This window comes from Diplocloster agilis, assembly GCF_019042275.1.
GTDB classification, from domain to species: domain Bacteria; phylum Bacillota; class Clostridia; order Lachnospirales; family Lachnospiraceae; genus Diplocloster; species Diplocloster agilis.
On record NZ_JAHQCW010000015.1, the window covers coordinates 76,658 to 102,088 of the forward strand.

Below are 25,431 nucleotides of genomic sequence, written 5' to 3' on the forward strand. Positions count from 1 at the left end.
ACCTATTCTTTTATTTTTGTCCGCGCACGGCCATCCCCGTCCACGTCTTCAAACCAGGCGTACAGGGAATGTCTCAGCTCTTCTGTCTGCTGCGGACATTGTAATACCAGATTGTTCGTTTCTTCCCGGTCCCCTGCCAAGTCATAGAGTTCTTCCTGTATGGCTTCCGGCAGAATCCGTTCCGGTACCGGCCGGTCGATGATGTCCTGATATTTCTCCGGATGGTACTTGATATCCTCGTCGATGTCATATTCCCACTGGGGCAATTCCAGAAATGACGCAACCGGCGGATGGACAAACTTCAGATCCCCCCTGCGGACTGCGCTGTTGCAGTATTTTTCCGGGCGGTAGCGGCTCCACTGCCAGTAGACAGACCGCTTCGGCAGGGGCTCCCCATAGAAAGCGCCGTCGACGTTGATTCCGTCCAGTTTCAGATCCTTCGGGTAACTCAGACCGCACATGTGCATCAGGGTGGGCAGCCAGTCAATCCCATGGATCACTTCCGCCGTGCTGCTTTTTTCCGCTATCCGTCCTTTATAAACCACCACGGCGGGCACCTTGATACCGCCTTCGTACACCCGCATTTTGCTCCCCCGAAGCCCGCAGTTGTAGCGCATCAGCGCGGAATTTCCCGACTCAGCCCCCAGATCCGGGCCATTGTCACTGGTAAAAATAAGAATCGTGTCCTGATACAGCCCCTCTTCCTCCAAAGCATTGAGCACCTTTTGGATGCCCGCGTCCATGCATTCGATCATCCCGTAGATCGCGGCCACTTCTTTTGTAAACTTTCCGGTGGAACGGTATTTGTCCACATAAGCTTCCGGCGCCATCAACGGATAGTGGGGACAGTTGTAGGCCAGGTGCAGGAAAAACGGCCGTTCTCTGTGCTCTCTGATGTAATGCACCGCCTGTTCACTGAACACATCCGTCAGATACTGCCCTTCACAGGCTACGGGCTGCCGGTTGCATTCGATGTGGTACTGATAATAGTCGCTCCATCCTCCCCGGAATCCGAAGAAATAGTCGAATCCCCGGTTGTTCGGATGGTAGGCCGGATCGATGGCCCCCAGATGCCATTTACCGACCAGCCCGGTGTCATAGCCGTTGGCCCGGAACACATCGGCCATGGTGGTCTCATCCGGATTCAGCCGGTCCAGCCCTCTGGCTTCCAGCGTGTCCACCACGCCGGTCCGGTGGGGATACCGGCCGGTCATGATGCCGGCCCGGGCCGGGGCGCACACCGGGGAGGCGCTGTAGCATTCCTCCAGTGTGCAGCCTTCTTCCACCAGGCGGTCCAGGGCGGGCGTGTGCACGTCCGGGTTAAACGCTCCGAAATCCCCGTATCCCATATCATCGGCTAAAATATAGATCACATTTGGTTTTCTCATTCTAAACTCCATTCTGCCGCAGCGTTTACCGGCATATATAGAAATACTTGACGGCTGTCAAATCACCGTTAATTCAATGGATTGATAATCTTCTGGATTTCCTCAGAATCCAGGTTGTCTTTCGTCACCAGAGCGACGCCGGTGTCAATCAACGTTTCCACTTCTTTTCCGTTCAGCGCATCCACTGCCTTTGCGACTGCGTCGTAGCCCATCTTGAAGGGGATCTGTGTAACGATACTGGATGTGATGCCATCCTTGATCTGGGCGCAGGTCTGCTCCGTGGCGTCGAAACCGATATGTAAGATCTCTCCGACCTTTCCTCTCTCGGAAAGAACCGTGGCCGCCGCAATGGTTCCGGTCTCGTTGTTGGTATAGATTCCCTTGATATCCGGGTTGGACGTAATCCAGTCATTGATAATGGAGATCGCTTTGTTCATGTCATTATCCATATACTGGGTCTGGATCAGCTCCATATCGGGATAGTTTTTCTCAATATACGCTACCGCGCCGTCGCTTCTGTCCCTGTTATTCTTTACTCCTTCGGCGCTTCCAAGCACTGCGTACTTTCCGGTCCCGCCCAGGGTCTCGCCCAGAGTCTTGCCCGCCAGCTCTCCGGCCGCATAGTTATCGGTCGCCACATGGCAGATCGGCACATCGCTGTTGATCGTGGAATTGAAGGTGATAATCTTGATTCCCTTGCTGTTTGCTTCCTCGCAGATCGGAACCAGCGCTTCGGAATCCAGGGTTGACAGGGCGATGGCATCGGCCCCCTTCATGATCGCGCTTTCCACCAGCTGTATCTGCTGCTCATATTCGGTCTCGGTGTCACAGCCTTCCACCACCACTTTGACTCCCAGATCTTTCCCGGCCTGCTCCGCGCCAAGCTGGACCGTTTTCCAGAAATCCCCGGTGAAACTCTTCATAATCACCGACACATAGTAATCGCCATTGTTTTCTTCGGACGCCTGGGCATCCTGATCCGTACCCGCGTCACCGGCCGGTTTTGCTGATTCCTGCTGTCCGTCTGTCTGAACCGGCTGGCCCGCGGCCGGTGTCTCTTCTTTTGTTCCGCACCCAGCCAGTAAACTTACCGTCAACATTGCGCCCAATACCCAACTCATTAATTTTTTTCCCATTTTGAAATGCCTCCTTGTTTTTTACGATCCGCTTTTCGCGTTTCTTAATTTATCCATGTAAACCGCGCCGATTACAACCAGGCCGGTAATTACTGTCTGCCAGTTCTGTGATACGGACATCAGGTTTAATCCGTTTAGCAGGATTCCCATAACCAGCGCTCCCAGGATTGTCCCGCTGACTGTTCCATGACCACCGGTCATGGAGGCTCCTCCGATTACCGACGCTGCGATGGCGTTACATTCATAACCGGTCGCAATGGTAGGCTGTCCCGAATTCACCCGGGCCGCCAGCACGATTCCCGCGATCGCTGCCATGATTCCGCTGTAGGAATAGGCAAACATCCGGATCTTAGCCGTATTGATACCCGAAAGCTTGGCTGCGTCTTCGTTGCTGCCCACGGCGTAGATGTGGCGTCCAATTACCGTTTTTTTCAGGATAAAAGCGGATATGATTCCAAGCACTACCAGGTAAATAGCTGGGAACTGGATCACACCAAACAATTTACCCTGCGCGATCTTTTTAAAGAAATCCGAATTGGTAACATAGACCGGGGATGCGTCGGTAACAACAAGCGCCAATCCTCTTAGTACCATCTGCATGCCTAACGTGGCTACAAATGGCGGAAGTCCCATTTTGGATACGCAGAATCCATTGATGACCCCGATCACCGCTCCCAGAAGGATACAGAACAGAATCGCAAGCGGCAGCGGGATGCCGGCCGAGATCATCATGGCGCAGGCGACACCGGCCACGGCGATGGTAGAGCCGATCGAAAGATCCACCGCCTGGGATATGATGACGAATACCATTCCGTAAGCAGTGATACCTGTTACCGCGGTCTGGGTGATAATCAGCAGAAAGTTATCGGCCGATAGAAAATAAGGACTTTTAAAGGCAAAAAAGATACAGAGTAAAATCAATGCCAGCAGTACGGTCAGCCGCTGCAGCTGTTCATTGTCCAGCGAGCGGAATTTTTCTTTTATGGTTGTCATCACACTACCTCCCTTTTACGTGTATGCGTATTGGATGCCATGTGCAGGATGGTCTCCTGATCGGCTTCCTCTCTTGTCACTTCCCCGGTGATCCTGCCTTCACACATGACGACGATCCGGTCGCTCATACCCAGGATCTCAGGCATGTCCGAGGAAATCATGATGACTCCTACTCCGCTTTCCGCGATCTTATTGATCAGCGAATAGATCTCATACCTGGCCCCCACATCGATGCCCCGGGTCGGTTCATCAAATATGATCAGATCCGCTTTCCTGCACAGCCATCTGGCGATCAGCACCTTCTGCTGATTCCCCCCGGACAGGAATTTGGCGATCTGACGTTCGGACGGAGTTTTGATCCGAAGTTCCCGGATCTGATCCGCCACCACCTTTCTGGCTTTCTTTTCATGTATCACATTATGGCTGGCATAGTAGGGAAGACTCCCGATGGTAATATTCATACTCACTTCCATGTCCAGGAAAATGCCGTCCTTTTTCCGGTCCTCCGTCAGATAAAGCATTCCTCTTTTAATCGCATCATAGGGCCTTTTTATGTGCAGCTGTTCTCCGTTTAGATAAAATTCCCCGGCTTCCACCGGATCGGCTCCAAAGATAGCTCTGGCAAGCTCCGTTCTGCCTGCTCCCATAAGCCCCGCCAATCCTACCACTTCACCTCTTCGCACGCAGATCCCCGCGTCCTTTAATACTTTACCGCGGCTCACATGTCTGGCCTCAAATACTACCTCTCCCGGCTTTGCCTCTCTCTTCGGATACTGCTCCGTGATGCTGCGTCCCACCATCAGCGTGACCACCCCGTCGATGTCCGTATCTTTCCAGAGCATGGAATCCACATAGGTCCCGTCACGAAGCACCGTAACCCGGTCCACGATCCGCTCGAACTCCTCCAGCCGGTGGGATATGTAGACAATTCCTTTTCCCTCGTTTCTCAGCGTCCGGATAATCTCGAACAGTGTGTTCACTTCGTTTTCCGCCAGCGCAGAGGTCGGCTCATCCAGAACCAGGATATCGGAATCCACCGCCAGAGCTTTGGCGATCTCAACCATCTGCTTTTGGGCCACGCTTAAGTTTTCGACGGTCTCCGTAGTCTTTATGTTGATCGAAAGCCGATTCATCAGTTCACCGGCCCTCTGATGCATCTTTTTGTCGTCCACGATACAGCCCGCTGCTTTTGTCGGTTCCCGGGTGATGAATATGTTCTCCGCCACATTCAAATCCGGCAGCAGATTCAGTTCCTGATGGATGATACTGATTCCCTGTTCCTGCGCGTCTCTTGGATTCCTGGCCAGGAAATCCTTCCCTTTGAACCGTATCGTACCGCTTTCGGCTCTATAGATACCGGTCAGCACCTTCATAAGCGTGGACTTTCCGGCGCCGTTCTCACCGATCAGGGCATGAACCTCTCCGCGCCTCACGGTAAAATCCACATCGCTTAAGGCTTTCACTCCCGGAAATTCTTTGCAGATATTTTTCATTTCCAGTATGATTTCACCCATTCTGACACCCCCTTAGTCTTTGTTTTGTGTTCCTTTCGATAGATACAGTTTATCATTTCTGTCCCGGCAGCCTCAATTGGGTGATTTTATGATTACGTGTGTGATTTTATTTTTTTGTTAATATGGCACACATTTAAATCTTCCTAAGGCATTTATGTATCGAAATCATGATATAACAGATCCCGGATCTGTTGTATTGATAAAATTTTCCATAGAAAAAGAGCTGAAAAAAATATTCTAAACACAAAAAGGACTTTCCTCACCGGTCTCCGCGTTGCTGAGACGGTATGTCCTCTTCGTATTTAAACTATTTTTTCACAGCCCCTGCATCCATTTCCGAAGAAAGATGTGAAAATATCAAATATAATGATTACGCTTCGTCCGTTCTGTTCATATGCTTCTCCAGATCCTCCCCGAATGCGCCTTCCAAATAACAGCTCAAGGCAGCGTTCATAAACTCATCAACCTCCTTTTGCTTTTCGGCCATCTCATTATTCCAATTTTCTTTGGCTTTATTGAAGTCTGCCATCTGCGGCAGTAAGTTCAGATCCCCGCCGGTAAATTCAAGGATCATATTCCACCACCGCCCGGCCAGTTCCTGGCTTTTTAAGCTGTCCGCCGTCTCCCCGCTCCGTTTTAGTATAACCGCCTCCTCCAGCATTTCCTGATAAGCCTCATATATTTTCAATCCCGCCTCAGCATCATTTCCAAACCGTTCCCGTATATGTTCCCTCAGCGGTTCCTTCATGTGGGTCCAGACCCAGTAGCCCTGATTCCCTGTCTTCAGGAATTCAATAATCTCCGCGTAACTGGTAAAATTCACCTCCTGGCCGGCCAGCACCTCCGCCTGCAGTTTATGAACCGCCTGCAAAGCCTCCTGCAAATTCGCGATTTCCTCCTGGATCGCCCTTTTCTGCTGTTCTAAAGCCGCAGCCACTTCCTGAGGGGTATCCAACGTAAACAGCCGGTTTCTGATTTCCTCCAATGAAAACCCCAGATACTTAAACGATAAGATCTGATGGAGCTTTACCACATCCTTCGAAGAGTATAATCTGCGCCCGCCCTCACTTTTTGCCGTGGGCTTCAGCAGCCCTTCCTGATCATAATACTGCAGCGTACGGACCGTAGTCCCCATTAAACTGGCCAGTTCTCCCACTGTCAGAAATTCTTTCTCCACGATCCCATTCCTCCTGCGCCGGGTATTTTTCATGTCCTTCAATCACATCTTATTAAATCATATCATGATAATAAATCATTCTGGTACAGATCTTTTCCATTTCCACGGCATTGGTGGAAAGGATCATCACGCTTTTCCCCTGCTTCTGGAGCGTGTAGATATAATGAAGCAGCGGATGGCTCTGGGTCAGCTCGTCGGTCAGGTTAGACAGCTGCATCACCAGCAGCTCCCACCTATACTGGGCATATCGTTTGATCATCAATTCCAATATCTCCGAACGGTGCATCTGTTTCAGGGGCTTTTTGCCGGCCTCTTTGATTCCGCCGTCCAGAAACTTCCCGACGAAATACTTTTCCAGCGAGTTATTGAGAACCCCCGGAATCCGGCATAGCTTATCGAAGGCCAGCATCTCCACGTTATCCCTGGCGGATAGATCCTGAAACGCGGTCCGCTCCACCGTATCGTAAAACAGCCCAACCCCTTGGCGGATTAAGCTTTCCAGGCTTCCGGTCGTCAGAAGCCGCCCGTCAATTTCCAGTCTTCCCAATTTTTTCTTCATAAATATGCCGTCGATGATACCGTCGCTTACCTTTTCACCGGCAACCACCCCGAGGATTTCTCCCTTTCCCAGTTGGATCGTATCCGCTCCGAAAGCCCCGATTCCGGGCACCGTTATATTGATGTGACCTGTCTGCAGGGTAGTTTTCTTCTGCGGAGGAACCAGATGTTTGTATATATTCTGCCGATACTGCCAAAGCATCGCCTCGTTGTGAACTTTGTACGGGCCGTCGTCCTTGTAAAATGTTCTGACCATGCTGTTTTCGTGCATATAGTAATTCAGATCCGTCTGGTCAAATACAGGCGTATGCACGCTGGAGAAATAGATCACCGCGCCGCCCTGCCGGCGGTAGGAATCCGTACACGCCACAAGCTCCTTTTGTTTCTTTTCATCCGTAATCTCATGGATATGATCGATCGCAAGGAATTTCACATGGTATATTTCGATCGCTTTGGCCAGTTCCAGCAGATAGCGCTCATATTTTGTCAATTTACCGGCCGGAAGGTCCAAAGAGACGTCCAGATGGTATCTTTTCAGAATTTCTTCCGCTTCCTTCCTGCATCCGGCATTGGATAAAATCAGCTGCCTGCCGGTCTTATGCCTCAAAAAAAGCAGGTTGTCCATCACGCTCATATTCCGGATACAGCTATTTCCATCCACCAGAAAAGTGTATGGATCTTTTCCTCTGGTACGGACAGCTTCTCCCAAGCTGTCGTTCATCTCGATCGTCCCCTCATCGGGAGCCGTCTGCAATAACAACAGCTCCATCAGCCTTCTTCTGGCTTTTGCGCTGGCGCTGAGGATCCCAACCTGATCGCCTTCACAGATCACACAATTGATATGCCGCACCACCCGGCCGGCCGAGAAGGTCTTTCCCACATCCCGGAAACGGCATAATTCCGCTTTCATGATACCTGTTCCCCTTTTTCTTCGATCGGCGGAAGCAATATTTTTACCTCCGTACCCAGCTGCTCCAGACTGTTGATTTCCAGCCCGTATTCCTCCCCGTAATACAGTTTGATCCGCTTGTTTACATTGATCAGCGCAATACCGCCCTTCTTGGGCTTTTCCCCGGTTGCGGACGCCGCCGGATCATTGAACTTATCAAGAAGCTGTTCCAGCTCCGCCTGTTTCATCCCTATTCCATTATCCTGAATCAGGATTTCCAGGTAGCGGTTGGTGAAGGTAGACCGAATGTGGATAATCCCCATGCCGGTCTTCGGCTCCAAACCGTGGTTGATGGAATTTTCGACGATGGGCTGGATAATCAGCTTTGGAATCTTGTATTCCATCAGCGCCGCATTGCCGTAATCGCAGTCATTGATCAGATAGAACCGGTTTTCAAACCGGTATTGGATAATTTTGAAATAGTTGTCCAGATTATCCAGCTCTTCCTCTAAGGTGATGATATTATTTTTCATATTAATGCTGTACCGGAAAAATTTGGCCAGCGCTTCCACCATATCGGCGGTGTCGCCAAGCCCCTCCTCCACAATATCGCCCCGGATGGCATCCAGCGCGTTATAAAGAAAATGGGGGTTAATCTGACTTTGCAGTATATTCAGTTCCGCTTCCTTCTTTAGCAGCTTGTTTTCATAATCCCGTTTTGCCAGCTCCTTTTCCCGGCAAGCGGTCTCAAGCAGTTCCGGGAACAGGAAAATATCATGGGTTAACGGTTCCTTCTCCAACTCCTGCGCACCGAAAATCTGATGCAGCCGGTCCTGGGTTCTCCGAATCCGTTTCCGGCTTACCGCCAGTTTATAAAGGATTCCGGCTAATCCGGCAACGTCCAGAAATAGCATGACGAAAAGGCCGGCCGTCACACCGCCGCCGTCTACGCTTGCTACAGAGGAAAGCAGTCCCAGGCCGGTCAGAAGGTTCAAGAACAAAAGTATCCCGGTGCCTGATAGCCAGACCAGAAAGGAACCATTCCTGTTTTTTAAGTTCATCTTGTCCCTCCTACGCATTCATCCGGCGGTATTCCTGGGGTTTGATTCCCACCCGTTTGGCAAACAGCCGGCTGAAATGCCGTGCGTCGGAATAGCCGCATAGCTCAGCAATCTCCGAAATATTTTTTGTCGTGTCTTTCAGCAGCCGTTTCGCATGGTCGATCCGTACCTGAATCAGGTAGTCCGTGATATTGCCCCCTGTCTCCTGCTTAAATAACCCGCTGAAATAATGGTAGCTCAGATCCACCTGCGCACAGATATCTTCCAGGGACACGGGCTCTGCATAATGTTTTTCGATATACTCGATAGCTATGGTGATCGGCTGCTTGTGCCTGCTGTTCATGTTCTCAATATAGCCGCTCATGATCTGAATAATATATTCACGGACCGCCTGCTTAAGCTTATCCAGGCTGTTTAGGGCGAGGAAATATTCCTTCTGCGCCGTTATTTCCTCCGGCAGGATTTTAATTCCGTCTTTCTTAACCTCTTCCCGAAACTGATTCAGAAGCTCCGTCAGCAGAATTTCCAACTGCCACGGGCACTGGTACAACTGCGGCGCCCACTCGGTAAAGCTCTGATCCAGAAATTCTTCCATCGGTCCGATCTGATAGTCGTGGATCATAACGTCAAAATTATGAATCCACAGTTTCGTCAGCATGGGAGCCGCTTCTTTTAGTTGAATCCGCTCAGCCGAAACCGGTTTGGAAGTTCCGAACACCGGCTTCATCCTGGTGCATGCAAACGCATCCCGGACACTTTCACCGATCCCCATATGGCTTTCATAGAATCTGCCCACCCCGAGTATGGATTCCATTTCCGGATAGACCAACAGGGCGGACGCCCAGTCCGAATGCAGCTTTAAAAACGCTTTCTTCATGTCCTCTTTTTTGCCGGCAGGAATATTATAGATGCATTCGATGACATTTTTTTCTTCGATCATGGCCCAGTCATAACACAGATCAGAGAGCAGCCGCTCGGCTATATTGTATACTTTATAAGAGACGGACGGGCTCTCCTGCGCTTCCAGTAACCTCCGGCCCGCATGGTCCGGACAGAATATCCGGATAAGAAACGCTCCATACAGTCCTTCCCGGAACCGGAAACCATTTTGCCGGTTAAACTGTTCCAGATCCCTCTCACAGTCCCCAATCTGATGCAGGCAGTTAAACAAAAACTGGTTCCTGGCCAGTTTGGTAAACTCTTCCTCCAGTTTCTGCTGCTTTTTGCCGATATCGCTTCGCTCGATCCGCTGAGACTCTTTGATTTTCAAAAGCCTCGCCAGACTGTTGTTCAGATCCGAGGCGTTGATCGGCTTGATCAGAAAATCGATCACGCCGCTTTTCAACGCGTCATAGGCGTAGTCAAATACCTTGTACCCGCTAATAATAATGACGGATATTTTCTCCTGTATCTCCTGCACCTTCCTGGCGAGAACCAGGCCGTCCACACCGGGCATCTTGATATCCGTAATCAGGATATCCGGATGCAGCTCTTTGACCTTTTTCAGCGCTTCCTGTCCGTCATAGGCTTCTCCTGCGTATTCCAGTCCCAGTTTTTCCCAATCCACAAGGTTTTTAATAAGTTTCACTACCCGTTTTTCATCGTCCGCGATTAATACCTTGTATTTCTCTTTCATTGGATAAAGCCCCTCTTCCTTCTTATGCCCTTCCTCATAGAATTACCGTAAGGAAACTCTATGCAGATGTCTCTTCTATTCAAACGGATATTTTATCCCCAGCCTTTCCCGGATCGCATCCATCAGCTCCATGATCCGTAAGGTTTCCTGAAGCGGCATGAGAGGGGATTCCGTAAGCCCTTCCCGCAGGCAGCGGCAGGCCTCCCGGATCTCATATTCATATCCGCGGATTCCGGCCTCTTTTTCGTAGACGGCTGTTATTTCTTTCTGTTTATTATAAACCGTCATCTTTTTCCAGTGGTTGAATTCATCGATGAGGATCATGCCCTGCTCTGCGCTGATCAGCCCCCTGGTCTCCAGCATGGATTCCATGGAACAATGAAGAACCGCCGTCTGCCCGTCCTTATAACGGAGGGTAATGCTGTCCTGCAGGTCCACTCCCTTTTCCGATATTTTAGCCACAGCATCAAATCCTGCCACCTGATCCCCCAGCACCATCGACGCAAACGTAAGAGCGTATACTCCCATGTCCAGCAGCGCGCCGCCAGCCAGCTCAGGCTCATCCAACCGGGCCCAGCCGCGCAGGTTATTGCCAAGCGAAGCCTCCACCGACTTCACCCGCCCGATAGCGCCGCCCTCCAACAGATCCCGAAGCGTGTTAAGCTCCGGAAAATATCTGGTCCATATGGCTTCCATCAAAAGCGCGCCCTTTTCCCCGGCCAGTTCCACGATTTCCTTCGCCTGACCTGCATTGGCGGTAAACGCCTTCTCGCACAGGATATTTTTCCCATGGGCCAGGCACAGCTTCATGTGCTCATAGTGATGGGAATGAGGCGTCGCAATATAGATCAGATCCAGTTCTTCATCCGCCGCCAAATCTTCGTAACTGCCGTAAGCCTTATCAAATCCATACTTCTGCGCAAACGCTCCGGCCCGGTCATAATCCCTGGCCGCCACCGCAGTGACCTGCGCCTCATCCATACGCCCGATCACAGCCGCCAGCGTATTTGCGATACCGCCTGCTCCTAAAATTCCTATCCTGATTTTTTCCATAAGAAAGTCTCCTTCTCCCTTTTCTTCCATCCTTCGTCTATACACTTGAACCTTCCGTAAAAACGTCCCCCGGAACCGAATTAATTTCCCCGTCCCGTCAAGTCCGGCCCTCCCTTTTTATACATCATATGACAGCTCTTTATTAGTCCGCAAGTCTTTTTTCATAAAAGCGGTTGAATCGACAGAAAGAATTCTATATAATGGAAATGTTGAGTAAAGAAATGAACATTCGAGGAGAGAGATTGATGAGAACAGGTTTTGACAATGAGAAGTATGTAAAATTACAGTCCGAGCATATCAGAGAGCGGATTTCGTCTGCGGGGAATAAACTGTACCTGGAATTCGGCGGGAAGCTTTTTGACGACTTTCATGCTTCGAGAGTGCTGCCCGGCTTCAAACCTGACAGTAAGATTAAGATGTTGATGCAGATGAAAGATCAGGCAGAGATCCTCATCGTCATCAATGCTTCCGATATCGAGAAAAACAAAGTCCGCGGGGATCTGGGAATCACCTACGATTCCGACGTCCTGCGTCTGATCGATGCCTTCCACAACATCGGATTATATGTGGGAAGCGTCGTCATCGCCCAGTTCGCCGGCCAGAGCGCCGCGGAAACCTTCCAGAAGCGGCTGGAATCCCAGGGGATCAAAGTATATCTTCACTATCCGATTCCCGGATACCCCACCAATATCCCACTGATCGTAAGCGATGAGGGGTACGGTAAAAACCAGTATATCGAAACCACCAAACCCCTGGTCGTAGTGACCGCTCCCGGTCCCGGCAGCGGCAAGATGGCCGTCTGCCTGTCCCAGCTATATCATGAGTACAAAAGGGGCATCAAAGCCGGTTATTCCAAGTTCGAGACCTTCCCGATCTGGAACCTGCCCTTAAAGCATCCGGTCAATCTGGCTTACGAGGCCGCCACTGCGGATTTAAACGACGTAAACATGATAGACCCGTTCCATCTGGAAGCCTACGGGGTCACCACAGTCAATTACAACCGGGATGTGGAGATCTTCCCCGTATTAAATGCGATACTGACCAGAATCCTGGGGGAAAGCCCCTATAAATCTCCTACCGACATGGGTGTCAACATGGCCGGAAACTGCATTTTCGACGACGACGCGGTTCAGGACGCCGCCCGCCAGGAGATCATCCGCCGTTATTACACGGCCCTCTATGAGAAGCAGGAAGGACGGCTGGACGAGGAACAGATCTACCGTTTCGAGCTGTTGATGAACCAGGCCAACACAAGCATCGATGACCGCCGGGTAGTAAGCGCCGCGCTCACCCGTTCCGAGGAGACGGATCAAATGCCTGCTGCCGCTCTGGAACTGCCGGACGGCCGGATCATCACGGGAAAGACCACCTCTTTATTGGGAGCTTCCTCCGCGGTCCTGTTAAATGCCCTCAAGGCCCTGGCCGGAATCGACCACGATGAACATCTGATCTCCCCCACCACCTTGGAGCCGATCCAGCACTTAAAAGTGGATCACTTAGGCAACCGGAATCCAAGGCTCCACACGGACGAGACCTTAATCGCCCTCTCCATCAGCGCCGCCACGAATCCCCACGCGGAGCAGGCCATGGCGCAGTTGGAAAATCTGCGCGGCTGCGAGGTCCATTCTTCCGTCATCCTGGCTCAGGTCGACGTTAACACCTTCAAAAAACTAGGCGTCAATCTGACCTTTGAGCCCAAATATCAAACTAATAATTTGTATCATAAGTAATTCCATTTAAGGGCCGGAAGGCGTGCAAGGGGAGGGGGCAGCGGGGGCCGGACGGGCGGAATGCAGCGGGGCTCTAATTGCTTCGGCCAGGCCTAAGAACGGGTAACTACGAAGATCGAAGAACCTCTTATTAGCAGGGCCTGGGACAAACTCGCCAGAATACGGCTCGAACAGTGTCCCAGGCCCTGCGAGGTTCTTCGATCTTCTGCGTAACCCGTTCTAAGGCCTGGTCTCAAGCAATTGGAGCCCCGCTGCATTCCGCCCGTCCGGCCCCCGCTGCCCCCTCCCCTTGCACGCCTTCCTACTTTGGTGAAATTTATAGATGCTTGTGATTTGCTGGTGGGTCTGGTGGTCGTGATTTATAAGTAATACAGGGGCGAACCTACAACAAAACGCCGCCATTAGAGACAATGGGCGGCATTTTTGCGTATATGTGAAAATTGCGGCGGACACTATATGGGCAAGACGGGATCGTCCTGTCGATGGCATTATCCCACGCACTACTTGATATTTTGTCCAGTAGTGCGTGGGTTTGGGAAACAACCCCAACAGGCATTTTCGAAGCTCCTTGCGGGCGCGAAAAACGCATGTGTGGCCACACCTGCATTGCTTGTCGGTAATGCATATTCCTTTGTCTACATAATTTCAGCAGTCATTGGTCAAATGAAAAGTGAAGAATTTCTTCAATGAAAAGTTGAATATATTTTTCCTTTTGCTGTTGGGAATTAACGCAAAGAATATCTTTAGCAACCTGATCGGTGATCACATATATCATTCTTGCTTTAATATAATAATCATCCTGTCTATCTGGGTAGCGTTTTCTTAAAAATGTTTCTATAATAGCAATCAAGCTTTCTTCCGCCTCGGAAAGAGTGAATTGTACTTGAGCGTTTTCTTTAGCAATGACAATCGAATCCTCGAAAAACTTCTTAGTGTCCACGGCCCGCTCAAGCAGCTGCCGCAGATAAAGCGACAGAAAGTCTTTATAAGCAATGGGACCTTCAAGTGCTATCAGTTGATCAAATAATTCTTGCATCGCTTTGCAGGAATCGGTGGCATATTTCTTTAGCAGAACACAATAAATTTCACCCTTATCCTGATAGTAGTTATAGAAATTGCCGATTGATAATCCGGCGTAACGGGCAATTTCTTTTGTGTTCGTGTTGTAGTAGCCCTTTTCAACAAAAAGGTGATATGCAGCATCCAAAAGTTTTTTCCGGCTTTCAATCGTTCGCTGCTGTATTTTTTTCTCTGCTCCCATCGAAATTCTCCTATCCTCGATTAGATATTACATTTGATAAGGATAGCACAAATTTCCCTAAAAGTGAACCTAAATTCAGAATATCTTGACGCTATGCAACGGTTACTATATAATAAATCTGAATAAAAGTTCAGTTTTTTAAAGCCACACCATATAGAAAGAGGTGTTACTGTGCGTAGTGCGCTATATAGAAGGATAAAAAGAAAATGTGGAGTATGATTATTGCGTTGATCGTATTTATAGGGGTTGCTGTATGCACCATATTTCCACCCAGTTTGGGGAACACAAAACCGTTTCGAGACGAGAGCGGTTACACGTTACAGGATAGTATTTCAGAAAAATTGATTGTAGACATAAACAATACATCTTTTGGTATGTTTATTATGGGAAAAGACACCGGCAAACCAATATTACTATTTCTCGGTGGCGGCCCCGGTATACCAGAGTACTTTTTAGAAACGCAATATCCCTCCGGCCTTGAAAATGAATTTGTTGTTTGCTATCTGGAATATCGTGGAACCTCTCTTTCTTACCATCCTGATATATTGTCAGAAACAATTACAACAGAGCAATATATTCAAGATGCGGTGGAAGTAACCAATTATTTAAGAGAAAGGTTTGGTCAAAATAAAATCTATTTGATGGGTCATTCGTTTGGCACCTATATTGGCGTTTTAACCGCATCAAGACATCCTAAACTTTATAAGGCTTATATTGGAATGTCTCAAATTACCAATCAAGAAAAATCAGAAGAATTGGCATATAGTTATATGCTGGAGCAATATCAACTATCTAAAGATACAAAGATGATAAGCGCGTTTGAAAGCTATCCAATTTTCACTGACGAAAGCGCATATACAAACTACTTCAATTCATCACTACGTGATACTTCTATGCATGAACTTGGCGTGGGAACCATGCACAACATGAACTCTGTCATTACGGGTATATTTTTTCCCAGCTTGCGCTGCAGGGTATATACGCCATTTGAACGCATCAATATTTGGCGTGGAAAAGCCTTTGTCAAAACATCCCCTGCTGTTGCAGATGCAGCTCGCTTCAATGCCTTTCTTGAAGTGCCGGCATTAGATATACCGATTTATTTTTTTGCAGGTATATACGACTATACATGTAGCTACTCTCTGCAAAAAGAATACTTTGACCAGATACAAGCGCCAATAAAAGCATTTTATACTTTTAGTCATTCGGCTCACAGTCCCCTCTTTGAGGAGCCTGATAAAGCCAGGCTGATCTTACGTGAGGATGTGCTTACCGGCCGTATAGATCATGCGGATACACAGTAAATAAATAATACCCGCAATCGGATAGAAGGTATACGCTATGAAGGCGGAGCAGAGAATTTTGATTATTGATAGCGACTCATTGGAAACTAAATTCATCACCCTATGCCGTACCCATTTATAAAAAACTGGGGTTTCGTAATACGGACACGGAGCAACTCATGAATGGAATCCGCTATACGCCAATGAAAATAAATATAAAATCTAAACTTAGATCCTAATCATCTACGGCCCTCACCGATGTAGGGAGTCTGCCGTGCCGGAGGGCGGAGTCTGGAAAGGGCGTTCCAAAGGCAGCAGGACCCAAATCGCTTGAGGGCAGATCTTAGAATGGGTTACGCAGAAGGAGGAAGAACCTGGCAGAACCCGGGGGCGTGTCTGAGCCGAATGGCGAGTTTGCCCCCGGGTTCTGCTAATAAGAGGTTCTTCCTCCTTCGTAGTTACCCATTCTTAGATCTGTCCGAAGCGATTTGGGTCCTGCTGCCTTTGGAGCGCCCTTTCCAGGCTCCGCCCTCCGGCACGGCAGACTCCCGGCCCCAGATAAGGGCCCCAGAGTAGGCCCCCAGTCACCTAGTCCTCTCTGACGGCGACCGCCTCGATTTCTACCAGGCCTCCCTTGGGCAGGGCTGCTACCTGTACGCAGGAACGGGCGGGGGTGTCTCCTTCGAAATAGGTCGCGTAGATGGCGTTGACTGCGGCGAAGTCGCCCATGTTATCCAGGAATACTACGGTTTTTACCACGTTTTTCATGGAAAGACCGGCGGCCTCTAATACAGCTTTTAAGTTTTCCAGAGCCTGGGTGGTCTGGGCCTCCACGCCTTCTTTTAGTTCTCCGGTTGCGGGATCAAGGCCCAGCTGCCCGGAGGTGAATAATACATCGCCGGCCATTACGGCATGGGAATACGGTCCTACTGCGGCGGGTGCGTTCTGTGCGGTGATTACTGTTTTTTTCATAATTTCATCTTCCTCTCTTTTATCTGGTATTACCTTTATATAATATATTATGGGGACATGCCTGCAACAGACATGCCCTCCATCCTACTTTTTCGGTTTGCGGTAGAACGTGCCGTCTAAGGGGAGCTTGGTTCGAAACGTTCCATCTAACCGATAGTAAGCATTCTGACAGGCCGGAGCGGTGGGGACACTGCATATTTCCCCGATTCCCTTGGCTCCGTAGGCCATTTCGGCCGGGTGGCCGGAATTGACGAAGATCACTTCCACCGGCGGTACGTCGGTGGACCGGAGAAGTCCGAGCCGGCCGTATTTTAGGGTGGGATATCCGTCCGCCAGCGGGAAATCCTCGGTCAGGCCGTAGCCTAATCCCATGACTACCCCGCCTTCGATCTGGCCTTCTGCCGACTGCGGATTGATCACGGTTCCCGCATCGTGTGCGGCTACTACTTTCTCCATCTTTCCTTCCTCATCCAGGATTACCACCTGGGTGGCATAGCCGTATGCCACATGGCTGACCGGGTTGGGTTTCTCCGACCCCATGGGATCGGTTTTGCCCAGGTATTCTCCCGTGAAGAGCTGTCCTTCCAGAGCTTCCAGGGAACCGGCTGCCTCAAGCGCTTCTTTTAGTTTGAGCGCTGCTCTCCTGGCTGCCTCTCCCATGAACAGCGTCTGCCTGGACGCGGTGCTGGTGCCGGAATCCGGGGTTCTCTGCGTATTGCCCCGCTCGTATACGGTCAGCGAAGGTTTGATTCCCAGGGTCTGGCAGACGATATGGGTGGCTGTGGTTCCGATCCCCTGGCCCATACAGGCTGCGGAGGTCAGAATGTGCACACGGCCGTCCCGGATCTCCAGGTTACATCTGCCGGTATCGGGAATGCCCACGCCCACGCCGCTGTTCTTCATACAGCTGGCGATCCCGGCGTAAGGGCTGGATTCATAGACCTCTTTTACCGCCTCCAGCGTCTCCACAAGGGCTGTGTCGGGGCTTGCGATCTGGCCGTTTGGCAGTACCTGGCCGGGACGGATCGCATTCCGGTAACGGATCTCCCAGGGAGTGATCCCGGCCAGCTTTGCCAGCTCGTTGATGTTACATTCGGTGGCAAAGCAGCTCTGAGTCACGCCGAAGCCCCGGTAGGCCCCGGCCGGGATATTGTTCGTATAGACGCCGTAACCTGTGATGTCCACATCGTGATAGTTATAGGGACCCGCCGCGTGGGTACAGGCCCGCTGCAGGACAGGGCCGCCTAAGGATGCATACGCGCCGGTGTCGGAATAGATGACGGCTTTCATTCCGGTCAGGCAGCCGTTTTCATCACAGGCCGTGGTGAATTCCATCTCCATGGCGTGGCGTTTCACATGGCAGCGGATGCTCTCTTCTCTGCTGAATTTTACTTTTACCGGGCGTCCGGTCAGCCAGGCCGCCAGCGCCGCGTGGTGCTGGACGCTCATGTCTTCTTTTCCGCCAAAGCCGCCGCCCACCAGCTTAGTCTCACTGATTACGCTGTCCGCAGGCAGATTCAATATATGGGCAATCTCATGCTGTTCGTCATAGATGGACTGGGAGGCCGTATACAGATGCAGCTTTTCTCCCTCCCGGAAGGCAATCGCGCACTCCGGCTCCATGAAGGCATGATCGGTAAACGGCACCTGATATACATGGGAGACGACATATTTGGATGCGGCGATGGCAGCGTCCGCGTCTCCGCGTTTCAGAACCTCCTTGGTCAGCAGGTTCCCGCCCTCGTGGATCTTCGGGGCGTCCTCCTTAAGCGCATCTCTTGGAGAGGTTACCGGAGGCAGTTCCGTATCATCCACCTGGATCAGATCCAGGATCTCATCCAGCGTTTCCTTGTGTTCTGACACCACCAGCGCCAGCGCGTCTCCGATATAACGGGTGATATCCCCCTCCGCGATCATGACGTCCCAGTCTTTTTTCAAATGTCCGTGCTTATTATTGGGCACGTCCTTTGCCGTATAGATCGCAACACAATCGGGATGCATCACAGCTTTTGACAGATCGATTTTATTAATCCGGGCTCTCGGATACCGGCTTCTTAACGCTTTGGCATATATCATATCCGGCAGTACGATGTCATCCACAAACTGCCCGGTCCCCATCACCTTTTCCCTGGCATCGACACGGGGAAACCGCTCGCTGACCAGCAGATGATCCGGTTCTTTCTGCGGAATCTCGCGGTTCTCCCGGAAATATTCTGCCGCCATCAAAATCGCGTCCTCGATCTTCTGATAACCGGTACACCGGCAGATATTCCCGCGGATCGCTTTTTTAACGTCTTCCCTGCTGGGGGTGAGGGTCTCATCCAGTAATACCTTCGCGGATATTACCATACCCGGTATGCAGAAACCGCACTGCACCGCCCCGGCCTCCGCGAAACAATAGGCGTAGACCTCTTTTTCCCGGCTGCTCAAGCCCTCCACAGTGGTAATGCATTTCCCATCCATCTTCGAGAGCTTCTGCACGCAGGCTTTCACCTTTTTCCCATCCACGATAATGGTACAGGTGCCGCATGCCCCTTCGCTGCAGCCCTCCTTCACGGAGGTCAGCCGCAGCTCATCACGCAGATAATCAATCAGGCGGATATCTTTCTCGCTTTGACATTCCTTCCCATTTACAATAAATCGAAACATTTTCATGCCCCTTTCATTAAATCTGCCCTGTCTTTCGCAATATGGCTTCCAGCACACCGCCCCCGATGGCCCTGGCCTTATCCGATATGGTGAAGCAATGGTCTCTTACGCATCTGGCGTCGATGTCACCGCATTTCATCCCCTCTGTGACTAGGACGCCTGTCTGCAGCATGCCCCGCACCATACCGGACATCTGGGCCCGGATAGGGATGCCGCCGCTGCAGGCGACCACCTGCCCTTGCGTTACGGTATCCCCGATCGATACTAAAGGCTCAAACGGACCGCCGGCCTCTGCCCTTATCAGCCGCTGGGTCGTATAGCCGCCAACATCACCGGGAATGCCCGTATTTGGTATCGCACTTCCACGTTCTATTACCCTTCCAAGATAGTGACCCCTTTTTGTCTCCACTACCAGATGGCAGTCCTCTCCTGCCGTAAACCCCGGCCCGACTCCGATCACCAGCGGTGCATCGCCGATCCGGGTTCCCAGATTCCTTTTCGCCAGTATGGCGTCCACTACCACATCCGGCTTCCACATCTGTATGATCTTTGCTTCCGGATCTGCCAAAACGGCGATGTTCCCCTCTTTCACGATCTTCTCCGCCTGTCCGTATCCCGCCGCGAAGACGGCCAAAAGCCCCTCAACCTCTGCCTCGCCTTCGTATACCGCGCGGGAAAACGCTACGGTGCGCCGCACCGTAGTCGGCACCGCGATCTCTGTCATACAGATATCAAAACCGCATTGTTTCAGCCTCCATGCAATTCCGGTAGCCAAATCCCCGGCTCCCTTAATTAAGATCTTCATATCGCGTCAATCCCTAACAGATAAGCATAATCGCAGATCACAGTCCGCATGAGCCGGACCAGCTGTTCCGGCAGGCCGTTTCCTTCCTTTAAATCAACTTCGGATTCCTTACCGGTAAAGCGGACTTTTACCCTCTGCGCTTCCTGATCCAGCACCACAAAGCCTTCGTTCTCACTGTCCGCAAAATCCGCCGCATCGGCGAACAGGGTAAATTTCTCTTTGTACGGCGCGCTGTCATACGGACAGAAGCTGGCGCAGTTCCCGCATTCATTGCACATATAGTCTACATGGATAATCTGTGCCATCTGCATTCCCGGCACCTTCACCGAGATATTGGCCCGGTTGGGACATACGTCTGCGCAGTTCTCGCATACGGCCCCGCATTCCAGACAGCGGTAATTCTCGCCTGCCGCCTCACGGGCTTCCTTGAGCACGCCCTTCTTATCCGCGATCGCCTCTACCAGTCCTGTCTCCTCCCGGTCGGTACCTACCGAAGCACCGAGAATCGCAGCAGCAGCCAGGGATGCATCCCGGATCGCCTCCACCACCGTCGCCGGCCCGTTCACGCCGTCGCCGGCCACATAGACGCCCTCCACGCTGGTTTCCAGGGTCTGGGCGTTGACCTTCGCCCGTCCTCTGTCATCGGTCAGAATCCCGTTCACCTGATACCATGCGCCGTTCACCTGTTCTCCGGTTGCCGCGATGACCGTATCAGCCGTTATCCGGACCTTCTCGCCGGTCTCCACCGGTCTTCTTCTGCCGGAGGCGTCGGCATCGCCAAGCTTCATCTTATTGCAGACCAGGACATTGCCCTCCAAAGACACAGGGGATAAGAGTTCCGCAAATTCCACTCCGTCCTCCATGGCCAGTTCCAGTTCTTCCGCATCCGCCGGCATATAGCGCTTGGTTCTGCGGTAGACCAAAGAGACTTTCTTCACTGCGTCCGCCCGTTTGGCTGCTCTGGCCGCGTCCATTGCCGTATTGCCGCCGCCGATGACCACCACTTCGCTTCCCAGGTTCAGATGGCCGTCTGTTTTCTTGAATTCTTCCAGAAAAGCCAGAGCATTTACGGCCTCTCCCTTCTCCAGGTTTAACAGCCCGGGTTTGGAAGCGCCCACCGCCAGTATCACTTTGTCATATCCCATTTCTTTCAGGGATGCTATCGTCTTTATCTCCTGATTCAGCTTAACTTCGACGCCCATTTTCTCCATCAGCGCCACGTCTTTATCGATGGAGGCGGACGGGATTCTGAATTCCGGGATCACATACCGGACCACTCCGCCAAGGGAATCCCTCTTTTCAAACAGCGTCACGTTCCGGCCTGCTCTGGCCAGGAAATAAGCGGCCGCGATACCGGCAGGCCCGCCGCCCACTACGGCAACCGGTTCCGCCTGATCCTGCCGGGGCTTCGTAAGCCCTGCGATCAACTGGTCGTATCCGCCTTCCGCCGCTTTTAGCTTCATGTCGCGGATGTGAACCGGTTCTTCATAGAAATTTCTGGTACATTTGCTCATACAATTATGGGCGCAGATCGTACCTGTGATAAACGGAAGCGGATTCTTATCGGTAATCACTTCCATAGCCTCTTTATATTTTCCTTCCCCGGTCAGCTTCATATAAGAAGTAATATCCTGATGAATCGGACATCCTTCTTTGCAGGGGGCGGCGAAACAGTCCATCAGCGGAACCTTTTTCTTCATCTTGCGGGAAGGCAGCGGTTTGACCGCCTTCTTATGATGCCGGTCCTGTCTGGATGCTTCCGCCAGATCCGAAAGCTCCCTTTCATCCACGCCGGTATACGGACGGTACCCGCCTTGCGCCAGCAGTTGGGCGATCTGCACCATTCTCTGATAACCGCCGGGCTTTAACACCGTCGTTGCCACCGTGATGGGCCAGATTCCCGTATCGAAGATCTGACGGATATTATAGGTATCCGCACCGCCGGAATAAGAGATCCTAAGCTTCCCGCCGAATTCTTTGGACAACCTGGCCGCTAACGCGATGGACAGCGGATACAAAGAACGGCCGGACATATACATCTCTTCTCCCGGAAGCTCCGAAGCCTTGATATCCACCGGGAACGTATTGGTTAACTTCACACCGAAAGCCAGCCCCTTCGCATCCGCCAGCTCCTGCAGACGGTGCAGCATCGGTACCGCGTCCTCATACTGCAGGTCATCCTTAAAATGGAAATCTCCAAAGGCCACATAGTCATATCCCATGTCATCCATGGTCTTTCTGGCAAATTCATACCCCAGAAGCGTCGGATTACATTTAATAAACGTATTCAGCTTCTTCTCCGTAATCAGGTAGGTAGCGATCCGCTCGATCTCCGCCGGAGGACAGCCGTGCAGCGTGGAAAGCGTGATGGAATTACATACATTAGGGGAGATCCCCTCCACATCTTCTCTGGTAATATGCTCGAACCGCTCCAGATTAGCCAGAAGCCATTCCCGGCATTCCCGGAAAACCGGCGTTTCCGAAGCGTCTTTCAGTCCCTCGATAAAGCGGTCGATCTTCTCAGACTTGATGCCCTCCAGATCATAGCCCACACTCATATTGAATTGGAAGCCGTCGGGGGATCCCAGGCCGAACTCTTTCGACAGCACCTTTATGGCCATCCAAGCCTTTACATATTCATCAAAAGCCTGAGGGACATAAAGCTCCGTCGACCATTCCACGTTATAGCATTCATCATCCGCTTTGATGCAGGGTTTGGAGACCGGGAGATCTTCGCCGTCCAGAATCTGTACGGTTTTCAGTTCGAAGAAACGGCTGCCCGCCCAGTAAGCGGCCACCAGGTTCTGGCACAGCTGGGTATGAGGACCGGCGGCCGGCCCGAAGGGGGTCTCAAGCGCCCGTCCGAAGATCTCAAGGCTCTGTCCGGCATCGGCTATATATGGTTTCCGGATACCGAATACGGTGCCTTTCGTTTTCTTTTCTTCTAAAATCCAATTCATAAACCCGGCAAACGGGATAGGTGTCATACGATCGCTCATTCTTTTTTCCTCCTGAATTTTATGGTTTAACCGTTAATGGAATGCCATAATTTCTCTGCCTGCGCCCGGCAGTCCGCCATCGCTTTTTCTTCGTCCACGACTGTCAATACCCGGTCCTTCATCAGAACCTTGCCGTTACACACCGTTGTCGTCACATCATGCCCGCTCATTCCGAATAGGATATGCCCGTTGCAGTTATCACCGTTCATAGGGGTCAGCGGATTATAGGCGGCCACGATCACATCGGCGGCAGCCCCGGCCTTCAGTACGCCCAGCGGCTTTCTAAAATACCGGTTGGCGATCCTGGCGTTATTCCGAAACAGCATCTCGGGCACCTCCGCCCATGCCGCGTTCGGGTTGCACAGATGATGCTTGTGCAGAACATTCGCTACCTTATATGATTCTAACATATCATGGGTATAACCGTCCGTGCCAAGTCCTGTCAGAATTCCATGCCGGAAAATCTCCATGGTAGGAGGACATCCGCAGGCGTTCCCCATATTGGATTCCGGATTATGTACCACCATGGTATCGGTATGTTTTAACACATCCATCTCATGTTCATTTACATAAATACAGTGAGCGGTGATGGTCTTCGGCCCCAGAATGTTCAGATCCATCAGCCGGTCGATGATCCGCTTGCCATATTTTTTCAGGGAATCGTACAGATCTTCGATGCCTTCCGCCACATGAATGTGATACCCTGCCTCAGAGGGCTTGTTCGCCGCGCAGTATTCCAGCGTGTCGTCGGAAAGGGTAAAGGAAGCATGCAGTCCCATCATACCCGCCGACATATCGTCCTCTTCCGCCAATGCCGCCTTGATAAACGCTGCGTTTTCCTGCACGCCCTCCCGCATCTTCTGTGTGCCGTCCCGGTCGGACACCTCATAGCACAGACAGGTGCGGACTCCCAGTTCCCTGGCCGCGTCCTGTATGGTAAACAGGCTGTCTTTGACAGAACCATAGCTGGCATGGTGGTCAAACACGGTGGTGACGCCGTTTTTAATACAATCAATATAAGTAGCCATAGCGCTCTGCCTTACCTGCTCCAAAGTCAGATGCCGGTCGATCGTCCACCACATACCGTCCAAAATATCCAGGAATCCGTCCGGGTTATATCCGTTGATGGAAAGTCCTCTGGCCATGGCGCTGTAAATATGCTCATGGGTATTAATCAATGCCGGCATGATGACGCCGCCTTTGGCGTCTATGTATTCCGCATCCGGATACTCCTTTCTAAGCTCCTGCGTCGTTCCTACTTTTTGAATTACCTTGCCGTCTATCAGTACAGCGCCGTTATCAAAAAAAGTATTTTTCTCATCCCTGGTAATCAGCCTGCCATTCCCTATTAATAGCATAATTCTATTCTCCTTTCCAAAGCTCTTTTTAAGTCTCGCCTACGATAATTCCTAAGGTTTTTGCACAACATCCGATTTCCCCAACTAAAAATCATTTATGCAAAATCCACAGAATCTATTTCTATAATCATAGTTTACTACTGAAAACTATATAATGCAAGACAAAAATCAAAAAATTTTAAGGCAACCTAAAAATTTTTGTAAAAAACTATTGAATTTCTGAAATTATATGCTATGATGGATTTATAAGAAACAAAACTGCTGTGATTTTACACCCCAAAATCTTCGGCAGCCACTCTTTGCGCAGGGAGGATTCTTACATGAAATTTCAACTAGAGTTTCTGAAACAGGTAGCACGCGGGATAACCAAACAATTCGGACAGAACTGTGAAGTCGTTATCCATGATCTGACCACCGATGACCTGGAGCATTCCATCGCTTTTATCGAAAATGGCCATGTCTCCAACCGCGCTTTAGGTGACGGACCCTCTCATGTGGTTCTGGAAACCTTGCGAAAAGGCGCCGATGAACTGCAGGATCATCTGGGATATCTGACCAGAACCACCGACGGAAGGATTTTAAAATCCAGCACGATCTACATAAGAAACGACCAGGACCAGATCCGCTATATTTTTTCCATTAATTATGATATTACCGCCCTTCTGACGGTAGAAAATGCTCTGAAATCGCTGACTGCCACCGAAACCACGGCCAAAGAGCCTGAAAAAATCACCCAAAACGTCAACGACCTGTTGGACGATCTGATCGAACAGTCCGTTGTCCTCGTCGGGAAGCCGGTAGCGATGATGAACAAAGAAGATAAGGTCCGCGCCATTCAATTTCTGAATGAGGCCGGCGCTTTCCTTATTACAAAGTCAGGCGACAAAGTCTCCAATTACTTCGGCATTTCCAAATACACGCTCTACAGCTATCTGGACGCCGGAAAAGAAAACGGCGGCGCCTGATCCT

General features: G+C 50.9%; 19 protein-coding genes. 4 read left to right on the top strand and 15 right to left on the bottom strand.

The annotated features are described in order from the left end of the window. Positions 1-2: 2 nt before the first annotated feature. The 9 genes from KTH89_RS10630 to KTH89_RS10670 form a co-directional block, all read right to left on the bottom strand. On the bottom strand, positions 3-1,388 hold the full coding sequence (locus KTH89_RS10630; RefSeq protein WP_238721634.1) for a sulfatase-like hydrolase/transferase: 1,386 nt from the start codon (positions 1,386-1,388) through the stop codon (positions 3-5). 68 nt (positions 1,389-1,456) lie between these two features. Then, entirely contained in the window at positions 1,457-2,524 is a 1,068-nt protein-coding gene (locus tag KTH89_RS10635; RefSeq protein WP_238721635.1) for an ABC transporter substrate-binding protein, read from the bottom strand. Between the two features lie 21 nt (positions 2,525-2,545). Next, positions 2,546-3,517 (bottom strand): ABC transporter permease, encoded by a 972-nt coding sequence (locus tag KTH89_RS10640; RefSeq protein WP_158342685.1) that lies wholly within the window; start codon positions 3,515-3,517, stop codon positions 2,546-2,548. After that, positions 3,517-5,031 carry a sugar ABC transporter ATP-binding protein gene (locus KTH89_RS10645; protein ID WP_238721637.1) on the bottom strand — a complete coding sequence of 505 codons (1,515 nt, stop codon included), beginning with the start codon at positions 5,029-5,031 and terminating at the stop codon, positions 3,517-3,519. The genes KTH89_RS10640 and KTH89_RS10645 overlap by 1 nt, the downstream gene beginning before the upstream one ends. A 370-nt stretch (positions 5,032-5,401) precedes the next feature. Continuing rightward, positions 5,402-6,208: a MerR family transcriptional regulator gene (locus tag KTH89_RS10650; RefSeq protein WP_158342687.1), complete on the bottom strand. Its 807-nt coding sequence runs from the start codon at positions 6,206-6,208 to the stop codon at positions 5,402-5,404. A gap of 52 nt (positions 6,209-6,260) precedes the next feature. Continuing rightward, the gene (locus KTH89_RS10655; RefSeq protein ID WP_238721638.1) at positions 6,261-7,676 is read right to left on the bottom strand and encodes a sugar ABC transporter ATP-binding protein; all 1,416 of its coding nucleotides are present in this window, start codon (positions 7,674-7,676) and stop codon (positions 6,261-6,263) included. Beyond that, positions 7,673-8,716 carry a sensor histidine kinase gene (locus KTH89_RS10660; protein WP_238721640.1) on the bottom strand — a complete coding sequence of 348 codons (1,044 nt, stop codon included), beginning with the start codon at positions 8,714-8,716 and terminating at the stop codon, positions 7,673-7,675. Before KTH89_RS10660 ends, KTH89_RS10655 begins: the two co-directional genes overlap by 4 nt. 10 nt (positions 8,717-8,726) lie before the next feature. Then, positions 8,727-10,352, bottom strand: a complete 1,626-nt coding sequence (locus KTH89_RS10665; protein WP_238721641.1) for a response regulator — start codon at positions 10,350-10,352, stop codon at positions 8,727-8,729. A 75-nt stretch (positions 10,353-10,427) separates the two neighbouring features. Further along, positions 10,428-11,405 carry a Gfo/Idh/MocA family protein gene (locus KTH89_RS10670; RefSeq protein WP_238721643.1) on the bottom strand — a complete coding sequence of 326 codons (978 nt, stop codon included), beginning with the start codon at positions 11,403-11,405 and terminating at the stop codon, positions 10,428-10,430. A gap of 245 nt (positions 11,406-11,650) precedes the next feature. Here KTH89_RS10670 and KTH89_RS10675 point away from each other — a divergent pair, with 245 nt between their 5' ends. Further along, positions 11,651-13,135 carry a DUF1846 domain-containing protein gene (locus KTH89_RS10675; protein ID WP_238721645.1) on the top strand — a complete coding sequence of 495 codons (1,485 nt, stop codon included), beginning with the start codon at positions 11,651-11,653 and terminating at the stop codon, positions 13,133-13,135. 652 nt (positions 13,136-13,787) lie between these two features. Here KTH89_RS10675 and KTH89_RS10680 read toward each other — a convergent pair. Then, entirely contained in the window at positions 13,788-14,396 is a 609-nt protein-coding gene (locus tag KTH89_RS10680; protein WP_238721647.1) for a TetR/AcrR family transcriptional regulator, read from the bottom strand. A gap of 206 nt (positions 14,397-14,602) precedes the next feature. On the opposite strand from KTH89_RS10680, the gene KTH89_RS10685 reads away from it, so the two are divergent. Together KTH89_RS10685 and KTH89_RS25110 are read left to right on the top strand one after the other, a co-directional pair. Then, a complete protein-coding gene (locus KTH89_RS10685; RefSeq protein ID WP_238721648.1) occupies positions 14,603-15,700 on the top strand; it encodes an alpha/beta hydrolase in 1,098 nt (365 codons plus the stop codon). A 65-nt stretch (positions 15,701-15,765) separates the two neighbouring features. Continuing rightward, entirely contained in the window at positions 15,766-15,918 is a 153-nt protein-coding gene (locus tag KTH89_RS25110) for a GNAT family N-acetyltransferase (protein ID WP_158342693.1), read from the top strand. 349 nt (positions 15,919-16,267) lie between these two features. Here KTH89_RS25110 and KTH89_RS10695 read toward each other — a convergent pair whose 3' ends face one another. The 5 genes from KTH89_RS10695 to ssnA form a co-directional block, all read right to left on the bottom strand. Beyond that, positions 16,268-16,651 carry a RidA family protein gene (locus KTH89_RS10695; protein ID WP_158342694.1) on the bottom strand — a complete coding sequence of 128 codons (384 nt, stop codon included), beginning with the start codon at positions 16,649-16,651 and terminating at the stop codon, positions 16,268-16,270. 84 nt (positions 16,652-16,735) lie between these two features. Then, positions 16,736-19,300, bottom strand: coding sequence for a selenium-dependent xanthine dehydrogenase (gene xdh, locus KTH89_RS10700; protein WP_238721650.1), 2,565 nt, complete (start codon positions 19,298-19,300; stop codon positions 16,736-16,738). Between the two features lie 16 nt (positions 19,301-19,316). Further along, a complete protein-coding gene (gene yqeB / locus KTH89_RS10705; protein ID WP_238721652.1) occupies positions 19,317-20,105 on the bottom strand; it encodes a selenium-dependent molybdenum cofactor biosynthesis protein YqeB in 789 nt (262 codons plus the stop codon). Continuing rightward, on the bottom strand, positions 20,102-23,104 hold the full coding sequence (ygfK, locus tag KTH89_RS10710) for a putative selenate reductase subunit YgfK (RefSeq protein WP_238721654.1): 3,003 nt from the start codon (positions 23,102-23,104) through the stop codon (positions 20,102-20,104). The genes yqeB and ygfK overlap by 4 nt, the downstream gene beginning before the upstream one ends. A 26-nt stretch (positions 23,105-23,130) precedes the next feature. Beyond that, positions 23,131-24,462 (bottom strand): putative aminohydrolase SsnA, encoded by a 1,332-nt coding sequence (ssnA, locus tag KTH89_RS10715; RefSeq protein ID WP_158342698.1) that lies wholly within the window; start codon positions 24,460-24,462, stop codon positions 23,131-23,133. Positions 24,463-24,782: 320 nt separating this feature from the next. Here ssnA and KTH89_RS10720 point away from each other — a divergent pair, with 320 nt between their 5' ends. Further along, complete coding sequence (locus KTH89_RS10720) at positions 24,783-25,427, top strand: helix-turn-helix transcriptional regulator (RefSeq protein ID WP_238721656.1); 645 nt, start codon at positions 24,783-24,785, stop codon at positions 25,425-25,427. Positions 25,428-25,431 lie beyond the last annotated feature (4 nt).

Coding starts and splice junctions, on each gene's coding strand:
- KTH89_RS10635 (WP_238721635.1), bottom strand. CDS start 2,524: ATGGGAAAAAAATTAATGAGTTGGGTATTGGGCGCAATGTTGACGGTA.
- ssnA (WP_158342698.1), bottom strand. CDS start 24,462: ATGCTATTAATAGGGAATGGCAGGCTGATTACCAGGGATGAGAAAAAT.
- xdh (WP_238721650.1), bottom strand. CDS start 19,300: ATGTTTCGATTTATTGTAAATGGGAAGGAATGTCAAAGCGAGAAAGAT.
- KTH89_RS10665 (WP_238721641.1), bottom strand. CDS start 10,352: ATGAAAGAGAAATACAAGGTATTAATCGCGGACGATGAAAAACGGGTA.
- yqeB (WP_238721652.1), bottom strand. CDS start 20,105: ATGAAGATCTTAATTAAGGGAGCCGGGGATTTGGCTACCGGAATTGCA.
- KTH89_RS10660 (WP_238721640.1), bottom strand. CDS start 8,716: ATGAACTTAAAAAACAGGAATGGTTCCTTTCTGGTCTGGCTATCAGGC.
- KTH89_RS10630 (WP_238721634.1), bottom strand. CDS start 1,388: ATGAGAAAACCAAATGTGATCTATATTTTAGCCGATGATATGGGATAC.
- KTH89_RS10640 (WP_158342685.1), bottom strand. CDS start 3,517: ATGACAACCATAAAAGAAAAATTCCGCTCGCTGGACAATGAACAGCTG.
- KTH89_RS10675 (WP_238721645.1), top strand. CDS start 11,651: ATGAGAACAGGTTTTGACAATGAGAAGTATGTAAAATTACAGTCCGAG.
- KTH89_RS10685 (WP_238721648.1), top strand. CDS start 14,603: ATGTGGAGTATGATTATTGCGTTGATCGTATTTATAGGGGTTGCTGTA.
- KTH89_RS10655 (WP_238721638.1), bottom strand. CDS start 7,676: ATGAAAGCGGAATTATGCCGTTTCCGGGATGTGGGAAAGACCTTCTCG.
- KTH89_RS10720 (WP_238721656.1), top strand. CDS start 24,783: ATGAAATTTCAACTAGAGTTTCTGAAACAGGTAGCACGCGGGATAACC.
- KTH89_RS10645 (WP_238721637.1), bottom strand. CDS start 5,031: ATGGGTGAAATCATACTGGAAATGAAAAATATCTGCAAAGAATTTCCG.
- KTH89_RS10680 (WP_238721647.1), bottom strand. CDS start 14,396: ATGGGAGCAGAGAAAAAAATACAGCAGCGAACGATTGAAAGCCGGAAA.
- KTH89_RS10670 (WP_238721643.1), bottom strand. CDS start 11,405: ATGGAAAAAATCAGGATAGGAATTTTAGGAGCAGGCGGTATCGCAAAT.
- KTH89_RS10695 (WP_158342694.1), bottom strand. CDS start 16,651: ATGAAAAAAACAGTAATCACCGCACAGAACGCACCCGCCGCAGTAGGA.
- ygfK (WP_238721654.1), bottom strand. CDS start 23,104: ATGAGCGATCGTATGACACCTATCCCGTTTGCCGGGTTTATGAATTGG.